The organism is Hymenobacter sp. DG01, assembly GCF_006352025.1.
Classification (GTDB): Bacteria; Bacteroidota; Bacteroidia; order Cytophagales; family Hymenobacteraceae; genus Hymenobacter.
The window spans coordinates 306781-324225 of record NZ_CP040936.1 but is presented as its reverse complement, the minus strand read 5'-3'; the positions used below and the strand labels follow the sequence as shown (position 1 = coordinate 324225).

The 17445-nt window shown below is 59.7% G+C and carries 13 protein-coding genes and 1 pseudogene; 2 read left to right on the top strand and 12 right to left on the bottom strand.

The genetic code is table 11. From position 1 onward, the window contains the following. Positions 1 to 33: 33 nt before the first annotated feature. On the bottom strand, positions 34 to 774 hold the full coding sequence (locus FGZ14_RS01270) for a class I SAM-dependent methyltransferase (RefSeq protein ID WP_139920397.1): 741 nt from the start codon (positions 772 to 774) through the stop codon (positions 34 to 36). A gap of 110 nt (positions 775 to 884) precedes the next feature. Between FGZ14_RS01270 and FGZ14_RS01265 the strand changes: the two genes are divergently transcribed. Continuing rightward, positions 885 to 1895: a Gfo/Idh/MocA family oxidoreductase gene (locus FGZ14_RS01265; RefSeq protein WP_139920395.1), complete on the top strand. Its 1011-nt coding sequence runs from the start codon at positions 885 to 887 to the stop codon at positions 1893 to 1895. Positions 1896 to 2160: 265 nt separating this feature from the next. Here FGZ14_RS01265 and FGZ14_RS01260 read toward each other — a convergent pair whose 3' ends face one another. The 10 genes and pseudogenes from FGZ14_RS01260 to FGZ14_RS01215 all read right to left on the bottom strand — a co-directional run bounded on the left by FGZ14_RS01260 (position 2161) and on the right by FGZ14_RS01215 (position 14761). After that, the gene (locus tag FGZ14_RS01260; protein WP_139920393.1) at positions 2161 to 3951 is read right to left on the bottom strand and encodes an ATP-binding protein; all 1791 of its coding nucleotides are present in this window, start codon (positions 3949 to 3951) and stop codon (positions 2161 to 2163) included. Positions 3952 to 3994: 43 nt separating this feature from the next. Next, entirely contained in the window at positions 3995 to 5161 is a 1167-nt protein-coding gene (locus tag FGZ14_RS01255) for a sensor protein KdpD (protein WP_139920391.1), read from the bottom strand. 277 nt (positions 5162 to 5438) lie between these two features. Then, positions 5439 to 6569, bottom strand: coding sequence for a porin (locus FGZ14_RS01250; protein ID WP_139920389.1), 1131 nt, complete (start codon positions 6567 to 6569; stop codon positions 5439 to 5441). A gap of 117 nt (positions 6570 to 6686) precedes the next feature. Then, positions 6687 to 7247 (bottom strand): potassium-transporting ATPase subunit KdpC, encoded by a 561-nt coding sequence (gene kdpC, locus FGZ14_RS01245; RefSeq protein WP_139920387.1) that lies wholly within the window; start codon positions 7245 to 7247, stop codon positions 6687 to 6689. A gap of 144 nt (positions 7248 to 7391) precedes the next feature. Further along, positions 7392 to 9437, bottom strand: a complete 2046-nt coding sequence (kdpB, locus tag FGZ14_RS01240; protein WP_139920385.1) for a potassium-transporting ATPase subunit KdpB — start codon at positions 9435 to 9437, stop codon at positions 7392 to 7394. Between the two features lie 89 nt (positions 9438 to 9526). Further along, positions 9527 to 11222, bottom strand: a pseudogene (kdpA, locus tag FGZ14_RS01235) (potassium-transporting ATPase subunit KdpA). A gap of 69 nt (positions 11223 to 11291) precedes the next feature. Next, a complete protein-coding gene (gene kdpF / locus FGZ14_RS22285) occupies positions 11292 to 11369 on the bottom strand; it encodes a K(+)-transporting ATPase subunit F (RefSeq protein ID WP_139925975.1) in 78 nt (25 codons plus the stop codon). Positions 11370 to 11500: 131 nt separating this feature from the next. Then, on the bottom strand, positions 11501 to 11854 hold the full coding sequence (locus FGZ14_RS01225; RefSeq protein WP_139920383.1) for a hypothetical protein: 354 nt from the start codon (positions 11852 to 11854) through the stop codon (positions 11501 to 11503). Between the two features lie 289 nt (positions 11855 to 12143). Further along, positions 12144 to 13274: a TlpA disulfide reductase family protein gene (locus tag FGZ14_RS01220; RefSeq protein WP_180754449.1), complete on the bottom strand. Its 1131-nt coding sequence runs from the start codon at positions 13272 to 13274 to the stop codon at positions 12144 to 12146. A 134-nt stretch (positions 13275 to 13408) separates the two neighbouring features. Beyond that, positions 13409 to 14761: a sigma-54 dependent transcriptional regulator gene (locus FGZ14_RS01215; protein WP_139920379.1), complete on the bottom strand. Its 1353-nt coding sequence runs from the start codon at positions 14759 to 14761 to the stop codon at positions 13409 to 13411. Between the two features lie 243 nt (positions 14762 to 15004). Between FGZ14_RS01215 and FGZ14_RS01210 the strand changes: the two genes are divergently transcribed. Next, positions 15005 to 16630: a DEAD/DEAH box helicase gene (locus FGZ14_RS01210; RefSeq protein ID WP_257883397.1), complete on the top strand. Its 1626-nt coding sequence runs from the start codon at positions 15005 to 15007 to the stop codon at positions 16628 to 16630. A gap of 235 nt (positions 16631 to 16865) precedes the next feature. On the opposite strand, the gene FGZ14_RS01205 is transcribed toward FGZ14_RS01210, so the two are convergent. Further along, positions 16866 to 17423, bottom strand: coding sequence for an RNA 2'-phosphotransferase (locus tag FGZ14_RS01205; RefSeq protein WP_180754448.1), 558 nt, complete (start codon positions 17421 to 17423; stop codon positions 16866 to 16868). Positions 17424 to 17445: the final 22 nt, after the last annotated feature.

Below are 17445 nucleotides of genomic sequence, written 5' to 3'. Positions count from 1 at the left end.
GGCATAGGTTTGGGTCAGTACCTCGCTCCTTACCTATTCTTTCCGCCCCAACCGCGCGAAAACCGGAAACGTTACCGTCCGTTCGCCGTCCCCCCACAGCCGGGTTAGCTCGTCGGCAATGCCTAGCACGGGGTCATGGCCGTGCTGCTTTTCGTACTTCACCACGCTCGACCAGGTGCGCAGGTAGTTCAGAAACCACTCCGCCGACCACTGCCGCTGCACCGCAAACCGCGCCTGCTGCACCCCGGCAAACGGGAAGGGCAGGCGGGCATACTCGTCGTCGATGTGCCAGCGGTTTTCATCCCAGTAGGGCCGCATGGTGCCGGCGTAAAACTCCCGGATCAGCGGGTCCTGCTCCCGGCTTACCTGCACCAGCCCGTAGCCCCACTCGGCCACTACCCCACCGGAGCGCAGCAACCGGTTTACCTCTTGGTTAAACGCCGCCATGTCAAACCAGTGCAGGGCCTGGGCCACGGTTATCAGATCGAAGTGGCTAACGGGAAAAGGCGTGTGCTCGGCGGTTGAGGGTTGGTAGGTGATGTTGGGCCGGGCGGGGGCCTGGGCCAGCTGCGAGGCGCTGAGGTCGGTAGCTTCTACCTGCTGGAAGTGCTCGGCCAGCACCACGGCTACCTGCCCGTTGCCGGTGGCGCAGTCCCAAGCCCGCTCGCGCCCGGGCACCTGGGGCAGCAGCCACTGGTACAGCTCTGGAGGGTAGTTGATGCGGTAGCGGGCGTAGAGCTCGGCTTGGCTGGAAAAACGGTCGAGGGCAGGCATCGGGGTCTGGAAGTTTGTGCGTTTGTTTGTGGCCGCTGCTAGCAGCTAGTACTGCTTACGGCTTTTTGGCGGGCAGTGCCGTACTGCTGCTACCCCCTACCCCTCTTCGCATGAGCAACCCTATCCAAACCGGCCTCCTGGCCTTCGGCATGTCGGGCCGCATTTTTCACGCGCCTTTCATTCATACGCACCCTGGCTTTCAGCTGCGGGCGGTGGTGGAGCGCAGCCGCAAGCAAGTGGCCGAGGTTTACCCCGGCGTCATCAGCTACGATAGCATGGCCGAGCTGCTGGCCGACGCGGCGCTGGAGCTGGTCATCATCAATACCCCCAACGGCACGCATTTCGAGCTGGCACGGGAAGCGCTGCGGGCGGGCAAACACGTCCTCATCGAAAAGCCCGTAACCACCACCCTCGCGGAGCTTGATGAGCTGCTGGCCCTGGCTCAGGAGCGGGGTCTGCACCTGCTGGCCTACCAAAACCGCCGCTGGGACTCCGACTTTCAGCTGGTGCGAGAGGTAGTGGAAAGCCGGCAGCTCGGCCGCATTACCGAGGTGCATTTCCGCTTCGACCGGTACAAGGCGGCTCTCAACGCCAAGGTGTTTAAGGAAGACCCCGCTACCCACGGCAGCGGCCTGAGCTATGACCTGGGCCCCCACGTTCTGGATCAGGCCCTGAGCTTGTTCGGGCGGCCCGAGCGGGTACACAAAACCCTAAGCTGCAACCGGCCTAAGTCGCGTGTAAACGACTACTTCCACTACCACCTTGCCTACCCCGGCGGGCTGAACGTGTTCGTGGCGGGCAGCCTGCTCACGGCTGCCCCGGTGCCGGCCTACGTGCTGCACGGCACGCTGGGCTCCTTCCAGAAGCCGCGCACCGATGTGCAGGAAACCCAACTCGACCAGGAAATGCTGCCCACCGATGCCGCTTACGGCCTGGATTCCAGCGCCGGCGAACTGACCGTGGTATCCGGCAACGGCGAAAAATCCTTGACTACTCTTGCCTCTCCGCGCGGTAACTACCCGGGCCTGTTTGAGGCTGTACACCAGACGCTGCGACAGGGCGCCCCCTACCCCATCCGCAACGAAGAACTCCGCTGGCAGCTGGAAATTCTGGAGCAGTAAGCTTTATAGAACGTTCCGCCTAGCAGAGCAAAGCCCCTCTGCTGTTTGTGCGGGTTTCGGCCATCTAAGCGAATAACACTCGTTGCTATTAAGGACTAAATCTAGTTCCCCTCCTCAGCTGAGGAGGGGCTAGGGGTGGTTGAAAGACTAGAGCTAGAAGCTAAGGCTAGTTATCGTTCTGTTCCAGGTCAACCACCCCTAACCCCTCCTCAACTGAGGAGGGGAACTAGCTTCTAGCTTTAGTCCGCAGTAGTTAAGAAGTCCCTTAACCCGCCAGCGGCAGCGTGAAGCTGAAGGTGCTGCCGCTGCCCAGCTCGCTTTCTACCCACAGCTGCCCGCCCTGGCTGCCAATAAACTCGCGGGCGATGCTCAGACCCAGGCCGGAACCGCCTTTGTAGCCGCTCTGGTTGGGAATCTGCACGAAGCGCTGGAAGATTTTTTCCTGATACTGCGGGGCAATGCCGGGTCCGTAGTCCTGCACACTGATGCGAACCTGGGGCTGCGCCTCGGTGGTAAGAGCCGCCCGGATATGAATCTGCGCCTGCTCCGGAGAGTAGCGGATGGCGTTGGCCAGCAGGTTGAGCAGTACCCAGGTCGTTTTCTCGATGTCGGCGCGTACGGGGGGTAGGGTGTCGGCAATCTGGATATCGAGGGTGAGCTGCTTGGGCTGGAGCTGGAGCTGAATGGTAGCGGCGGCAAACTGCACCACCTCGGCCACGCGGGCCGCTTGGAAGTTAAGTTGAATGTTGCCCGGCTCTAGCCTCGACACGTCAATCAGTTCCCCCACCAGCCGCAGCAGACGCTGGTTTTCCTGCTTGATGGTGGCCAAAATATTCTGCTGCTCCTCGTTCACAGGCCCAACTTTGCCGTTTTGCAGCAGCTTCAAACTGAAATTGATACTCGACAAAGGCGTTTTCAGCTCATGCGACACGGTAGCCAGGAAGTTCGACTTGGCTTGGTCCAGCTTCTTGTACTCCGAAACGTTGCGCAATGTCAGGATGGAGCCTACAAACTCCATTTTATCTAAAGCTTCATTAAAGCTCACCACATCATTCACGCTGACGCGGTAGTAGGCTTCCTCGTCGTGCTGGGCCAGGGTGAGCACGGGGGCCGCTTCGGTGGGGCGCTGAGCGGCGGGCGTATCCAAGTGGCGCAGCAGCTCCCGGAACAGGTCGTTTTGCTGGCCTATTTCCTCGGCGGGGCGATTTACGAGCTGCTCGGGGGGTAGGGCCAAGAGCTGCTGGGCCACGGGATTCGCCAGAATCAGGCGGCGGTTTTCATCTACTAGCAGCAGGCCCTCATCCAGGTTGTTCACCAGGCTCACCATGCGGTTGCGCTCGGCCAGCAGCTGGGCCAGTGTGGAGGTGCGGTAGTCCTGCAGCTGCACCAGCAGGCGGTTGAAGGCCCGCGCCACGCCGCCAAACTCGTCGTGGCTTTCCACCGGAATTGAGTTGGAGTAATCTTGGTGGGTAGCATTTTCGATGCTGGCCGACAGCTTGCGCAACCCACTCACGGCGGCTTCGGGCACACTCAGCACAAACAACAGCGAGGTTAGGACGGCAAACGTGAGCAGGGCCAGTACGTAGCCGCTCTGCTCGGTAGCCAAGCGGTTGGCCGCTTCATTTTTGCGCGTGAGGGCTTGGGTATTCAGGTTCACCATGCGGTACGTCAGCTGCCTCAGCTGACTCATATGCGCGTTCCATATCTGTGGCGCTGTGGTATGGGAGGCCAGATATCGCTCTGTGTTAGCCAACTCACTGAACAAAGAATCGACCACCTCCTGCTCGCCGGGCTCGGTCACGTTACCGGCCTCGCGGGCCAGCAGTTGCTCAAATCGTTGCTTGGCTTGCGTGTCCAGCGGAGCCTCCTGCGCCTGGAGCCGGTCGAGAGCCCGCAACATTTGCTGGCCTAATTCTACGGAGTAGAAGTTGTCCTGCAACACATTGCGGGCACTGCGGTCCAGGCGGTTAAGCGAGTACAACGTAAACGCGCTGACGCCCAGCAGCAGGAGCAGCATGGTCAGGAACGCCAGCGTGATTTTGGTTTTGAGGTTCATGAGCGAAGGAGGGGTAGGAAGCCGGCGGTAACGGAGGGCCGTATCAGTAGGTCACCAGGAAAAGGTCCAGGTCGGTATCGGTGCGGGCTACCGCCCGAATTAAGGTCGAGGTGATGCCTGGGCGGGTCAGCCGCTGCCACCAGCTTTTTTCCCGCGTGACGCCGCAAATAAGCAGGGTAGCGCCTTTTTCCTGAGCCACGCGCAGTATCTCCCCCACTACCTCATCCGACTTCACCCGCAGAATCTGCCCGCCCAGCTCGGTAGCCAGCTGCAAGTTGCGCAGCAGGTGGCGCTGGGTAGCCAGCCCCACCCGGTCCACCGATTCGCGGGCGGTTTGCACGTAGAGCACGTACCAGGTAGCCGTGCCTAGGCGGTCGGCGAGGCGGGAAGTTTTGCGGATGATTTCGCGGGCGGCCGGAGCGTTGGAGTTGATGCAGGCCAGCAGCCGGTCGTGGTTGCGGCGCGGGGCCGGCACCGAGGCCGCGCCCGTATCAATCTGGCGGCTAAGCTGCCCGGCCACTTCCCGCAACGCCAGCTCGCGGAGTTGCAGCAAGTTTTCGGGCTGAAAGAAATTGCGCAACGCCGTGGGCACCTTCTGCGGATCGTAGATTTTGCCTTCCTCCAGGCGGGCCCGCAGCTCGGGCACAGTCAGGTCCACGTTTACTACCTCGTCGGCCAGCTTCAGGAGCTGGTCGGGTACTCGCTCAGCCACATCTTGGCCTGTAATGCGCAGCACTTGGTCGTGGAGGCTTTCCAGGTGCTGCACGTTCACAGCAGTAATCACTGAGATACCCGCCCGCACCAGCTGCTCCACGTCCTGCCAGCGCTTCTCGTTCTCGGAGCCGGGCACGTTGGTGTGGGCCAGCTCATCGACCACCACCACCGCCGGCCGACGCTGCAAAATGGCCGCCACGTCCATTTCTTCCAGCATCCGGCCCTTGTAGAAGATGCTTTTGCGCTTGATGAGGGGTAGGTTTTGCAGCTGGGCCACGGTGCCGGCCCGGCCGTGGGTTTCCACGTAGCCCAATACCGCATCCACGCCGTGCTGGCGCAACTCCTGGGTCTCCTGAAGCATACGGTAGGTTTTCCCTACCCCCGCGCCCAGTCCAATGTACACCTTCAGCCGCCCGCGCCGCGGTTCCTGCACTAGGCGCAGAAACCGCTCCGCCGATTGGTCGCGCAGCTGAGAGCCATCGTTGGAAGGGGTCATAGGGGGTAGGCGTTGCGGGATGTTGTTTGTACTCGATGGCGTTCTTGCGGGAAGCTGGCTTTCATGCAGAATTTAGGCGCACGCTTTTCCAATCTGTCACTCCGAGCTTGTCAAGGAATCTCGCGTGCTGACGTTAGAATTACTATTGCAACGTCAGCACGCGAGATTCCTCGACAAGCTCGGAATGACGGTTAGTCTGGCAGCGTCAGCCTGCAAGATGCTTTGCTGCGCAAAGTATGACAGACGATATCACTCAGACTGGTAGCCCAGCCTTCTCCTAAAAAGACAGAGCAATGCTGCTGGTCAGGTTGCCGTAGGAGTTGGTGGGTTGGCCGTTGCGGTCAGTAAGAAAATCCTGGCCGGAGTGAAATACGCGGCCTTCCACCCTAAACGCTACATTGCTGGTGGGCAGGTAGTCGAGGTTGAGGGAGGCGGCTTTTACCTTGAAGTCGGCATCGGTGGAGGCTGGCGAGATTGAGGAAATGATGACGCCGTGGTCGGCATTGTAGTACTCGGCGCGGGCCGTAGCCGACCACTTATCGGCCAGCTTGTAGCGCACGAAGGCGGCGCCGGTGTGCCAGGTATCGGCTTTGCTACCGCGGGCGGCCTGCTTCTGCTTGCCCACATCGAATACGCCAGCCACGCTTAGGCGCTCGGTGACGGCGTAGCTCACGTAGAAATCATGGAAGTAGCGGCGGCGCTTCACTAGGTCGTGAGGCTGTTCATTGCCGTAAAAGGTGCTGCTGTTGATGAGCAGCTTTTCGGTGGGCTTCCACTGAATTTGAGTACCCACGGCCTTTTTCTGATTGGTTTCCCGGATATTCTGCCAGCCGTTAAGCACCAGGGCCGTCAGGGTTAGCTTGGGGTCCACCTCATAGGTAAAGCGGGCTCCGGCCTCGTAGTAAGGCGAGTTTTCGGCCATCATGGACCTGGTAAGCGTCCAGTTGTCTTTGCTGATGGCCGACTCAAAGCCGATGTGAGAGCCGAAAATACCTACGTCGAGCCAGGCCTTCCGGAACGGCCGGAAACCCGCGTATGCCTCGTAGATGTGGCGCAGCACCGGGTCCTCGGCGGCGTAGTTGGCCGATACGTAGGTGCCGGCGTGCAGGCCCAGGGCTCCGCGCACCTGCCCGTTGTCGTAGCGCAGGCCCAGGATGGCGTTGTTCACCGTAAACTCGTTTTGGCGGTCGTGGGAGTACAGGAACCCGGGCCGGTCGTTGGTAGCGGCGTGCTTGAGGTCATAGCCATAATAGCCATCCACAAAGCCGTACGTCGTAAGTGGGGTGGCAGGTGGGGTGGCCGGGGCCTCGGCGGGCGTTACCACCGTATCGGCCGCAACGGGGGTGGTTTGAGCAGAAGCAGCCGCGCTGCACAGCAAGCCGAGGGTAAGCAGGGAAATAGATTTCATGGGGAGAAGAGCACTGCCTGTTAGCAGTATGTTGCTCAGGAATGGAGGTAGAGAAATAGGTGTTTAGGATAGGTTGCTACCCCAAACAACGGCATAAACCCTGGAGAGGCCCGACGCTTACTGGCCACTCAGTTTGTCTAGGGCCACGTTTAGGCGCAGCACGTTTACCCGGTTGGGGCCCAGCAGGCTATGTTGGGTATACTGGGCTACCAGGGCCTGCACTTTGGTGGCATCAAGCTGGCGGGCTCGGGCCACGCGGGCTACCTGCACGGTGGCCCCGGCGGGCGAGAGGTGTGGATCAAGGCCGGAGCCCGAGGCGGTAATCAGCTCGGCGGGTACCTGGGCTTTGGGTACGCCGGGGTTCCGGAGCAAGAAGGTATCGAGGCGGGCCTGCACCGTGGCCAGGTACTCGGGGTTGCTGGGACCCTTGTTGGAGCCCGCTGAGCCGGCCGAGTTGTAATCTACCGCCGAGGGGCGCGACCAGAAGTATTCCGGACGAGTGAATTTCTGGCCCACGTTATCGTAGCCCACCACGCGGCCCCGGTGACTGATGGTTTCGCCCTGGCCGCCGTTCGGGGCCAACTGTGCGCCGGCCCATACCAGCGCTGGGTAAATCAGGCAGCACACTACCAGGAGCACTAAGGTTAAGCGGAAAGCAGGAAGCAGGTGTTGTTTCATGTGTTTCTTTTTGATTATCTGTCATCCTGAGTGGAGCGAAGGACCTTGTCACGCACGCATAAATAAGTCGTTCGATGACCGTGCGAACCTCGTAAGGTCCTTCGCTTCGCTCAGGATGACAGTTACTTTTATGATGTCAGCTTTCTACAAAAACAGCCCTACCAGCAGGTCAATGACTTTAATGCCGATGAAGGGGACGATGACGCCGCCCAGGCCATACACCAGCAGGTTGCGGCGCAGCAAAGCCGAGGCACCGATGGGCTTGTAGGCTACCCCCCGCAGGGCCAGCGGCACCAGCAGCGGAATGATAATAGCGTTGAAAATGACCGCCGAAAGGATGGCCGACTGCGGCGACTTCAGCCCCATGATGTTCAGCGCGCCCAGGCTCGGAATGGCTATCATGAACAGGGCCGGCACAATGGCAAAGTACTTGGCTACGTCGTTGGCGATGCTGAACGTGGTGAGCGTGCCGCGGGTCATGAGCAGCTGCTTTCCGATTTCGACTACCTCAATGAGCTTGGTGGGGTCATTGTCGAGGTCCACCATATTGCCGGCTTCCTTGGCGGCCTGGGTGCCCGAGTTCATGGCTACTCCCACGTCGGCCTGGGCCAGGGCGGGCGCGTCGTTGGTGCCATCGCCCATCATGGCTACCAGCTTGCCTTCTTGCTGCTCGCGGCGGATGTAGGTCATCTTGTCCTCGGGCTTGGCTTCGGCAATGAAATCATCTACGCCGGCTTTTTCGGCAATGAAGCGGGCCGTGAGCGGGTTGTCGCCGGTTACCATCACCGTCTTGATGCCCATTTTGCGCAGGCGCTCAAACCGCTCCTGAATGCCGGGCTTGATGATATCCTGCAGCTCTACTACCCCCAGTACCCGGTCGTTTTCGCTGACTACGAGCGGGGTGCCGCCGTTGCTGGCAATGGCTTCTACGCGCTGGGTAGTCTCCTGGGGGAAGGGCTGGTTGGCTTTGGCGGCCAGTTGGCGAATGGCATCGGAAGCGCCCTTGCGGATGCGTTGGCCGCTGGCCAGCGTGACGCCTGAGCTGCGGGTTTCGGCCGTGAACTTAATCAGCTCGGCACCCTGCAGGCGAGCTTGCAACTGCTCCGGATTCACTTGCTTTTCGCGGGCCAACTCCACAATGCTCTTGCCCTCGGGGGTTTCGTCGGTGAGCGAGGCCAGGGTGGCCAGCTCCACAAACTGCTGCTCCCCTACCCCCGGCGCGGGCCAGAAGTGCGTGGCTTTGCGGTTGCCAATGGTGATGGTGCCGGTTTTGTCCAGGAGCAGCACGTCGATGTCGCCGGCGGTTTCCACGGCTTTGCCGCTTTTGGTGATGACGTTGGCGCGCAGGGCGCGGTCCATGCCCGCAATGCCAATGGCCGAGAGCAGCCCGCCGATGGTGGTCGGAATCAGGCACACGAATAGGGCAATGAAGGAAGCAATGGCAATGGGCGTGTTGGCGTAGGCCGCGAAGGGCTGCAAGGTCACGCACACAATGATAAAGACCAGCGTAAAGCCTGCCAGCAGAATGGTAAGGGCAATTTCGTTGGGCGTTTTCTGCCGCGAAGCGCCTTCCACTAGGGCAATCATCTTATCCAGAAACGACTCTCCGGGCGCCGTGGTCACCACAACCTTAATGCGGTCCGACAACACCTTGGTGCCACCCGTCACCGACGACTTATCACCGCCGGCCTCCCGAATTACCGGAGCCGACTCGCCCGTAATGGCCGACTCATCGATGGTCGCCAGCCCCTCGATAATTTCCCCGTCGGTGGGGATGATTTCGCCAGCCTCCACCAGAAATACCTGGCCTTTCTGGAGCTGAGAAGAAGACACCGAAGAGGTGTTGCCTTTTTCGTCGATGACGCGGGCCGGGGTTTCCTCGCGGGTTTTGCGCAGACTTTCGGCCTGGGCCTTGCCGCGGGCCTCGGCAATGGCCTCGGCAAAGTTGGCGAACAGCAAGGTCAGAAACAGCACTACAAACACCGTGAAGTTGTAGGCGAAGGAACCCTGAGCCGCATCGGGTTTCACGAGCAGCCCTAGCGTCACGAGCAGCATTACCACCGTCCCGATTTCCACGGTAAACATCACCGGGTTGCGGAACATCACGCGCGGGTCGAGCTTCACGAAGGCTTGTTTGATAGCCTCCTGCACCAGCGCGGGTTGAAACAAGGATTGAGAGTCTTTAGACATGGTACTCAGTAATGAGTATTGAGACGAAGGGAAGAGTGGGGGCAGATAGAAGCCGAACTGACCATCAACTCAGCACTCCCACCTCTGTACTAATACAGGGAGAAATGCTCGGCAATGGGGCCCAGGGCCAGGGCCGGGAAGAAGGCCAGGGCGGCTATAATGACGATGACAGCCATAACCATGACGCCGAAGGTGGCCGTGTCGGCGGGCAAGGTGCCGGCGCTTTCGGGCACGTACTTCTTGCGGGCCAGCAATCCGGCAATAGCCACCGGACCGATGATGGGCAGGAAGCGGGACAGCAGCAGCACTACCCCCGTGCTGATGTTCCACCAAGGTGTGTTGTCGCCGAGGCCCTCGAAGCCGGAACCGTTGTTGGCGGAGGCGGAGGTAAACTCATACAGCATCTCGGAGAAGCCATGGTAGCCGGGGTTGGCGAGCCAGCCGGCGTACTCCGTGGGGTTGCCGGCGTAGAGGTGGGCCGTGAGGGCCGTGCCTGCCAGAATCAGCAGCGGGTGCAGCAGAGTCACAAGGATGGCAATTTTCATCTCGCGGGCCTCAATCTTCTTGCCCAGCAGTTCCGGGGTGCGGCCCACCATCAGGCCAGCAATGAATACGGCAGAGGTAGGCAAAGAAGTTGAGTAGCCCTACCCCGCACCCGCCGTAAAAGGCGTTGGTCATCATGCCCAGCATCTGGGTCAGCCCGGAAAGCGGCATAAACGAGTCGTGCATGGAGTTCACCGAGCCGCAGCTGATAACCGTGTTGGTGATGCTCCAGTAGGCCGAAGCCGCTGCGCCAAACCGCATTTCCTTGCCTTCCAGCGCCCCTAGCCCTTGGTTTACACCCAGGTGACTAATAGCAGGGTTGCCCTGCAGCTCATAGTACACCGTGGGGGCCAGCAGCACCACGAAGCCCACCGTCATGACCCCAAAAATCATCAGGGCCAGCTTGCGGCGGTTCAGGTAGAAGCCCAAGGCAAATACCATAGCCATGGGAATAATAACCAGGGCGATGTTCTCAATGGCGTTGGTGAGGTAGTTGGGGTTTTCGAGGGGGTGAGCCGAGTTGGCCCCGTAAAAACCGCCCCCATTGGTACCCAGCTCCTTAATAGCCACCATAGCCGCCACCGGCCCGCGCGACACAGCTACCGAGTCGCCCTGCAGGGCTACTAGCTCCTGCTTGCCCTGCAAGGTCATGGGGGTGCCATTGAAGGCTAGCAGCAAGGCTACCAGCAGGGAACCGGGCAGCAACAGGCGCGTGAGGCTCTTCACGAAGTAGTTGTAAAAGTTGCCCAGCTTATCGGTAGCGCGGGTTTGCAGGGCATTGAACACCACCACTGCTGCCGCAATGCCAGTAGCGGCACTCACAAACTGCAGAAAGGTAATTACCACAATCTGGGAGAGGTAGCTCAGGCCTGACTCGCCGCTGTAGTGCTGGAGGTTGCAGTTAACCAGAAAGGAAATGGCCGTGTTAAACGCCAAGTCCGGCGACATACTGGGGTTTTGGTCGGGGTTGAGGGGTAGGCTGCCCTGGGTAGAGAGGACCAGCATGGCCAGCAGAAACCACACGAGGTTGATGGTAAGCAGGGCTACCAAATGCTGCTGCCAGCTCATTTCGCGGCGGGCATCAATGCCGGAGAGGCGGAAAATGCCGTTTTCTACGGGCCGTAGGAAATCCAGCAGGTTCTTCTCGCCCTTAAACACCCGGGCCAGGTAGTGGCCCAGCGGCAGGGCCAGCACCAGCGTCAGGAAGTAAATGGCGCCGATGCCGAGTAGTTCGTTAATCATCTTAGTTGAGTTGCCAGTTGCCGGTTACCAGTTTTTGCCTTGTCTGGCAACTGGCAACCGGTAACTGAATTAGAATTTCTCTGGGCGCAGCAGCACGTAGCAGAGGTAGCCGAACGTGGCAAGAGAGAGGACAAAGAGGGCGACCATCATGGCAGGAGGTAGCGTTAGATGTGGTCGAAAAAATCAACCGACTTGTAGAAGAGTCCGAAGCCGGCGAGGCCCGCGGCGGTGAGCAGAAAAATCATGACGAAGGGGTAGCGTGAAGCCGCCAGCCGCGCTTAGGGCAGCAGGTTGGTGTGCGGATGTTGATAGACTTGGTACAGGTGGGCCGGCATCAGCTGACGGGCCAACTGATTGCCGTAGGTGCTGCCATCCAGGTGCAGGCAGTGCAGGTACACATTCTCGACGGCTCGGGCCAGGTAGGCGTCGCCCTGGCGCACCAGGCGGTCGGCTACTTCAAAGCAGCGCTTCAGCAGGGCTAGGCGGCCATTTTCGGCGGCGGTGCGGGTGAACAGGGCAAAGCAGTCGAGCTGCCGGTACATGCTCTGGCGCACGGCTGGTACTTCTAGCTCCGGACTCAGCTCCGGAAAACTTTCGAGCAACACGTGGGCCGTTTCGGCGGAGGAAATCATCTGAGTAGATGGAAGGGGTGAAAGATTTCGTGCAGTGCCAGTAGCTGAGGCGGGATTACCATATCAGCTGCCAGCACGCTACCACCCTTGCCAATTCAGGCCCGTTTGTACTCATCCCACGCTCTCCTACCCTATATCTACCTGATTGTCAGATACAAATTCTTCCAACTTCTAAAACTCAACTTCCTACGACGCAAAAAAACCGAGTCATTCTGACCCGGTGAGTCGGTCAGAATAACCCGGTTTAAGGTTTGTTGACTAGAAAGCTGGCTCCTACGTCAGCGCTAGCTCACTTGATGTATTTCGCTAGCGTAGCTTTTAAGTCGTCGCCTTTGAGGTTAGCGGCCACAATTTTGCCCGTGGGGTCAATCAGGTAGTTCTGCGGGATACCGTTCACGCTGTAGCTGCGTGCAGCTGCGTTTTCCCAGCCCTTCAGGTCCGATACCTGGGTCCAGGTCAGCTTGTCGTCCTGAATGGCTTTTACCCACTTGGCGCGGTCCTTTTCGCTGTCCAGCGACACGCCCAGCACCTCAAAGTTGCGGCCTTTGTATTCGTTGTAGACCTTGGCAACCGTCGGGTTTTCCTCGCGGCAGGGGCCACACCACGAGGCCCAAAAGTCAACCAGCACGTACTTACCCCGGTAGTCGCGCAACGATACGGTTTTGCCATCAGGGGTTTGCTGAGTGAAATCAGGGGCCGTCGCCCCAATAGCTACGGCTTTCAGGCCCTTCACCAATTCGCCATACTCCCGGCCCCGGGGCGTGTTTTTGAGCGTTGGGCTTAATGCTTCGTACAGCGGAGCCACGGTAGCGTATTGCGGCAAATCCATCATTTGCATTCCTACCAGCGCATCCAGGCTAACCAGCGAGTTGGGATTTACTTTAATAAAGGCATAGTTGGCCGTAGCAATTTGCTTGTTGAATCCTTCGAAACGGGACCTCAACTTCTCCGTGAAGGCAGGGTCTTGCCGCTGTTGTTCCGTAGCCCGCTGCACTTCGGCCCCAAGCGCTTGGATATCGGCTATAATGGGTGCTGTCGATGCACTCAGACGCGCATAATCTGTATTTAGAGGTCCGCCCTTGGTAGTGGCGTGAGTTAGAGAATCGGGGCTGTTTACTAGCACCGTGCCGGGCTCTAGATAGAGACGCGCACGGTCGCCGGGAGGGCCGAACAGGCTGCCCAACCGTCCGTTGCGACGCATAATCATTTCTACCATGACAGGCCCTTCAGTGCTGCCTTTCAATTCGAAAGCACCGTTTTTAAGCGTAGTAGAATCAGTAACAGTCATTCCGCGCAGCAAATACACCTTGGCCGGAGTACTAAGCGTGCCCAGTTTGCCTCTAATGGTAAAGGGAGTAGCAGTTTGCGCGTTGGCCAACCAGGGGGCCACCAGTAGAAAGCTCAGTAAGTACTTTTTCATAAGAGGTAGAGAAATTATAACACACATTGCCACAGCCTTCTGCTCTTGGAAGCTGGCTTAGGGGCTTAACGGCTACGCCTTCTTTCGCAGTATACACCAACGACTATATAAGAACTATTGGCCCGCTCCTCCCCTTACAGCCCATACTCCTGAATCTTGCGGTAGAGGGTTTTGGTGCCGATGCCGAGCTGGCGGGCCGATTCCATTTTGTTGCCGCCAGTTTCCTGGAGCACCTGCCGGATCTGGCGCTTTTCCAGGGTGCGCAGGGTGCGGTCGGAGGCTTCGTCGGTGGTGAGGGGGGTAGGCAGGTAGTGAAATTCGGTGGGCAGGTCATCCACGGTCAGTAGGTCACCGTCGGCCAGGATGGCGGCGCGCTCCAGCACGTTCTTTAGCTCACGCACGTTCCCGCGCCAATCGTAGCGATATAGCTGCTGGAGTACCTCGGGCTCCAGGCCGCGCAGGCGCTTGCGCAGGCGGGCGGCGAAGTACTGCAGGAAGTAATCGGCCAGGGCGGCAATATCATCGCGCCGCTCGTTCAGGCCCGGTACCAGCACCGTGAACACCGAAAGACGGTAGTAGAGGTCGGGGCGGAAATGGCCTTCGGCGGCTTCCTGCTTGAGGTTGCGGTTGGTGGCGGCCACGATGCGCACGTTTACGCTGGTGGGCTTGGTGTCGCCGAGCTTGGTGAACTGCTGGGTTTCCAGCACCCTGAGGAACTTGGCCTGCACGTTCAACTCCAGCTCCCCGATTTCATCCAGAAACAAGGTACCGCCGTTGGCTTCTTCCAGCAGGCCTTTCTTATCAGACAACGCCCCCGTAAACGCACCTTTCTTGTAGCCAAACAGCTCCGATTCCAGTAAATCTTTCGGGAAAGCCGAGCAGTTCACGGCCACGAAGGGTTTGCTCCGGCGCAGGCTAGCCTGGTGAATGGCCTGGGCAAACAGCTCCTTGCCGGCACCAGTGGGCCCTTCCAGCAGCACGGCACTATCGGTGGGGGCCACACGCTGGGCCAGCTTTTTGGTCTGAGTTAGCGCAGCCGACTGGCCGATCATGCTCTCGAAACTGTACTGAGCGCCAACTTTCTTTTCCAGATCAGCGACGCGGCGTTGGAGGCGGGCTTTGTCGGCGGCCCGTTCTACCACCACCAGCAGCTGGTCGTCGGAGTCGCCTTTGGTGAGGTAGTCGAAGGCGCCTTCCTTCATGGCCCGCACTCCGTCGGGAATGGTGCCGTAGGCCGTCATCAAGATAACCTCCGCCAGGGGGCTTGCCTGCTGGTAGCGGGGTAGCAAATCGAGGCCGTAGCCGTCGGGCAGCTTCACATCACTTAGTACCACCAGTACTTCCTCGGCGTGTTGGCGCAATTGCTCCAGGCCACGGCGGGCGTCGGGGGCCTGCAGCACCGTATAGCCTTCCAGCTCCAGCACCCGGGCCAACAGCTGGCGCAGACTGGTTTCGTCGTCGATGAGCAGCAGGGTTCCGGCAGACATAGGAGGTAGGGGAAAGCTGAATTTGGGCGCAAGGGTACGCAAAAACGTCGAGCTTGCCCCCGCAGGGCCACAGTAGAGGTTGCGGCGTCGTGTCGCACCTAAATCCCTCTATCTTTGTTCCCATTACAACCAGCGGTTCGCTGACCGAAAAGCAAGGTCAGCCATCAATCATCCTAAACAAGCTGCACCTTGACATTTCACGAATTTAACCTGCACGATGACCTCCTGGCGGGCATCGATGCTATGAACTATCAGAATGCCACGCCCATTCAGGAGCAGGCCATTCCAAAAATTATTGAAGGCAAAGACCTGATTGCCTGCGCCCAGACTGGCACCGGCAAAACCGCCGCCTACCTGCTACCCCTTCTCGATAAGATTTCCCACGCCAAGCACGGCAATACTTCCACCCTCATTTTGGTGCCCACCCGCGAGCTGGCCACCCAGATTGACGAGCAGGTAACCGGCTTCGGCTACTTCGTGGAAGCCAGCTCCATTGCCATTTATGGCGGGGGCAAAAGTGAGGGTTGGGAGCAGCAGAAGCGCGCCCTCACCTCCGGCGCCGACATCATCATTGCTACCCCCGGCCGCCTCATTGCTCACATGCAGATGGGCTACGTGAAGTTTGAGCACCTGAAATACTTAGTGCTCGACGAGGCCGACAAGATGATGGACATGGGCTTCTCCGATGACATCCTGAACATTGTGCGGCAGCTGCCCAAGGAGCGCCAGACGCTGCTGTTCTCGGCCACTATGCCCAACAAAATCCGGGAGTTCTCGCAGCAGATTCTGAACCAGCCCGAGGAAATTCGCCTGGCCGTATCCAAGCCCGCCGCCGGCATCGACCAGCAGTTCTACATGGCCTTCGACCGCCAGAAGATTTACCTGCTGGAGCACATCATCAAAACCCAGGATGTGCAAAGCATGGTGCTGTTTACCTCGCAGAAAGCAGCCGTGGGCGGCATTGTGCGGGCCATCAACAAGCTTGGCATCGAGGCCCGCGGCATTTCGTCGGACCGCACTCAAGAAGAGCGCGAGGAAATTATGCGCGCCTTCAAAAACAAGCAGTTCCCCATCCTGGTAGCTACTGACGTGCTGAGCCGCGGCATTGATATCGATTCGCTGAGCCACGTAGTAAACTACGACATCCCACGCGCCGCCGAGGATTACGTGCACCGGATTGGTCGTACCGCAAGAGCTGCCACCAAAGGCACGGCCATCACCTTCATTTCAGACCAGGACCAGGACCGGGTGGTGAAGATTGAGAAGCTGATTGAGCGCGAAATCGAGAAGCAGAACATCACCGAGGGCCTGGGCCTGGGCGAGGCGCCCGAGTTTGACCCCAAGCGCTTCAGCGGCCTGCGCGGTAAAATCGGCGGTCGGCCCGAGCGCGGCGGCCGCAGCGGTGGCTCCGGCCGCGACCGTGGCCCCCGCCCCGAGGGCAGTGCCCCGCGTGGTGGCGGTGGCCGCAACGGCTCCCGTCCCAACCGCGGCGACGCTAAGCCCGACGCCGACCAGCAGGCCCGCATTGCCCGCGCCCAAGCTGCGCTAGCCGCCCTGGACGCCGGCCAGGCCCCTGCTCAACCCTACCAGCGCCCCGCCCGTGAAGACCGGCCCGAAGGCAGCGAAAGCCGCCCGCGCCGTGAGCGTGCTCCTCGTCCGGAAGGCGAAGCTCGTCCGCCCCGCGAGCCCCGCACCCCGCGCCCGGAAGGAGAAGTAGCAACAACGCAGCCACGCGCCGAAGGTGATAAGCCCGAAGGCCAGCGCCGCCGCAAGCGGGGCGGCCGCAACCGTAGTGGCCGTGGCCCGCGCCCGGAAGGCGGCGCAACTGAGGCTACTGCGGTGGCCCCAGCTACTCCCAGCGCCGAGTAGATTTTGAGCTTATAAGAAAGCCCCCTCTGCAGCCGCAGCGGGGGCTTTTTTATGTTTCGCCAGAATAGACTACCGCGTTTCCTTGAGTGTATGCGATAGGTAAGAATTGTCATGTCGAGCTTGCCGAGACATCTCGCGTGCTGACGTTGCAACGGTAACCATACGTCAGCACGCGAGATGTCTCGACCGGCTCGACATGACGTTCTTGTCTATACCTAGCTCTACCGCAAATCCTCTACCCCTCTAGCGGCTGCAGATACTGAGCCGGCACTTTGTCCGTCAGCCATACGCCGTTATCAGCCTGATAAAACCCGTGGCCATCAGCGTGCATGCGGGCCGCATCTACTACCAGCACAACGGGCTGACCGTGGCGGCCGCCTACCTGCTGGGCGGTAGCTACATCGGCGCTCAGGTGCACTTGTTGGCGACTCATTTTTTGTAGCCCATTCTGCAGAATAGCAGCCTGGTGGCGGGTGGCGGTGCCGTGGTACAGAACTGTGGGTGGCACAATGGGCGCGTAGCCCAGTTCCACTTCCACCGAATGCCCCTGGCTCGCCCGAATACGTTGCTGGTCTTCACTGAGGCGGAAGCGCTGCTTGGCGTTGGTTTCCACGATATACAGCAGTTTCTCGCGGGTGAGCGTTATTTGGTGAGCTTTGGCCTGAGTCAGCAATGTATCGATACCAACCCAACCCTGGGCATCCAGAGTCAGGCCCAAATGGCCTGGATTGTGGCGCAGTACTAGGCTTAGGAGCTTGCTGAGGCGAATAGTTTCTTTTTCGGATAGCACCATTTGTTTGGATAGGTATAAAGGC

Coding starts and splice junctions, on each gene's coding strand:
- FGZ14_RS01270 (WP_139920397.1), bottom strand. CDS start 774: ATGCCTGCCCTCGACCGTTTTTCCAGCCAAGCCGAGCTCTACGCCCGC.
- FGZ14_RS01265 (WP_139920395.1), top strand. CDS start 885: ATGAGCAACCCTATCCAAACCGGCCTCCTGGCCTTCGGCATGTCGGGC.
- FGZ14_RS01260 (WP_139920393.1), bottom strand. CDS start 3,951: ATGAACCTCAAAACCAAAATCACGCTGGCGTTCCTGACCATGCTGCTC.
- FGZ14_RS01255 (WP_139920391.1), bottom strand. CDS start 5,161: ATGACCCCTTCCAACGATGGCTCTCAGCTGCGCGACCAATCGGCGGAG.
- FGZ14_RS01250 (WP_139920389.1), bottom strand. CDS start 6,569: ATGAAATCTATTTCCCTGCTTACCCTCGGCTTGCTGTGCAGCGCGGCT.
- kdpC (WP_139920387.1), bottom strand. CDS start 7,247: ATGAAACAACACCTGCTTCCTGCTTTCCGCTTAACCTTAGTGCTCCTG.
- kdpB (WP_139920385.1), bottom strand. CDS start 9,437: ATGTCTAAAGACTCTCAATCCTTGTTTCAACCCGCGCTGGTGCAGGAG.
- kdpF (WP_139925975.1), bottom strand. CDS start 11,369: ATGGTCGCCCTCTTTGTCCTCTCTCTTGCCACGTTCGGCTACCTCTGC.
- FGZ14_RS01225 (WP_139920383.1), bottom strand. CDS start 11,854: ATGATTTCCTCCGCCGAAACGGCCCACGTGTTGCTCGAAAGTTTTCCG.
- FGZ14_RS01220 (WP_180754449.1), bottom strand. CDS start 13,274: ATGAAAAAGTACTTACTGAGCTTTCTACTGGTGGCCCCCTGGTTGGCC.
- FGZ14_RS01215 (WP_139920379.1), bottom strand. CDS start 14,761: ATGTCTGCCGGAACCCTGCTGCTCATCGACGACGAAACCAGTCTGCGC.
- FGZ14_RS01210 (WP_257883397.1), top strand. CDS start 15,005: ATGAACTATCAGAATGCCACGCCCATTCAGGAGCAGGCCATTCCAAAA.
- FGZ14_RS01205 (WP_180754448.1), bottom strand. CDS start 17,423: ATGGTGCTATCCGAAAAAGAAACTATTCGCCTCAGCAAGCTCCTAAGC.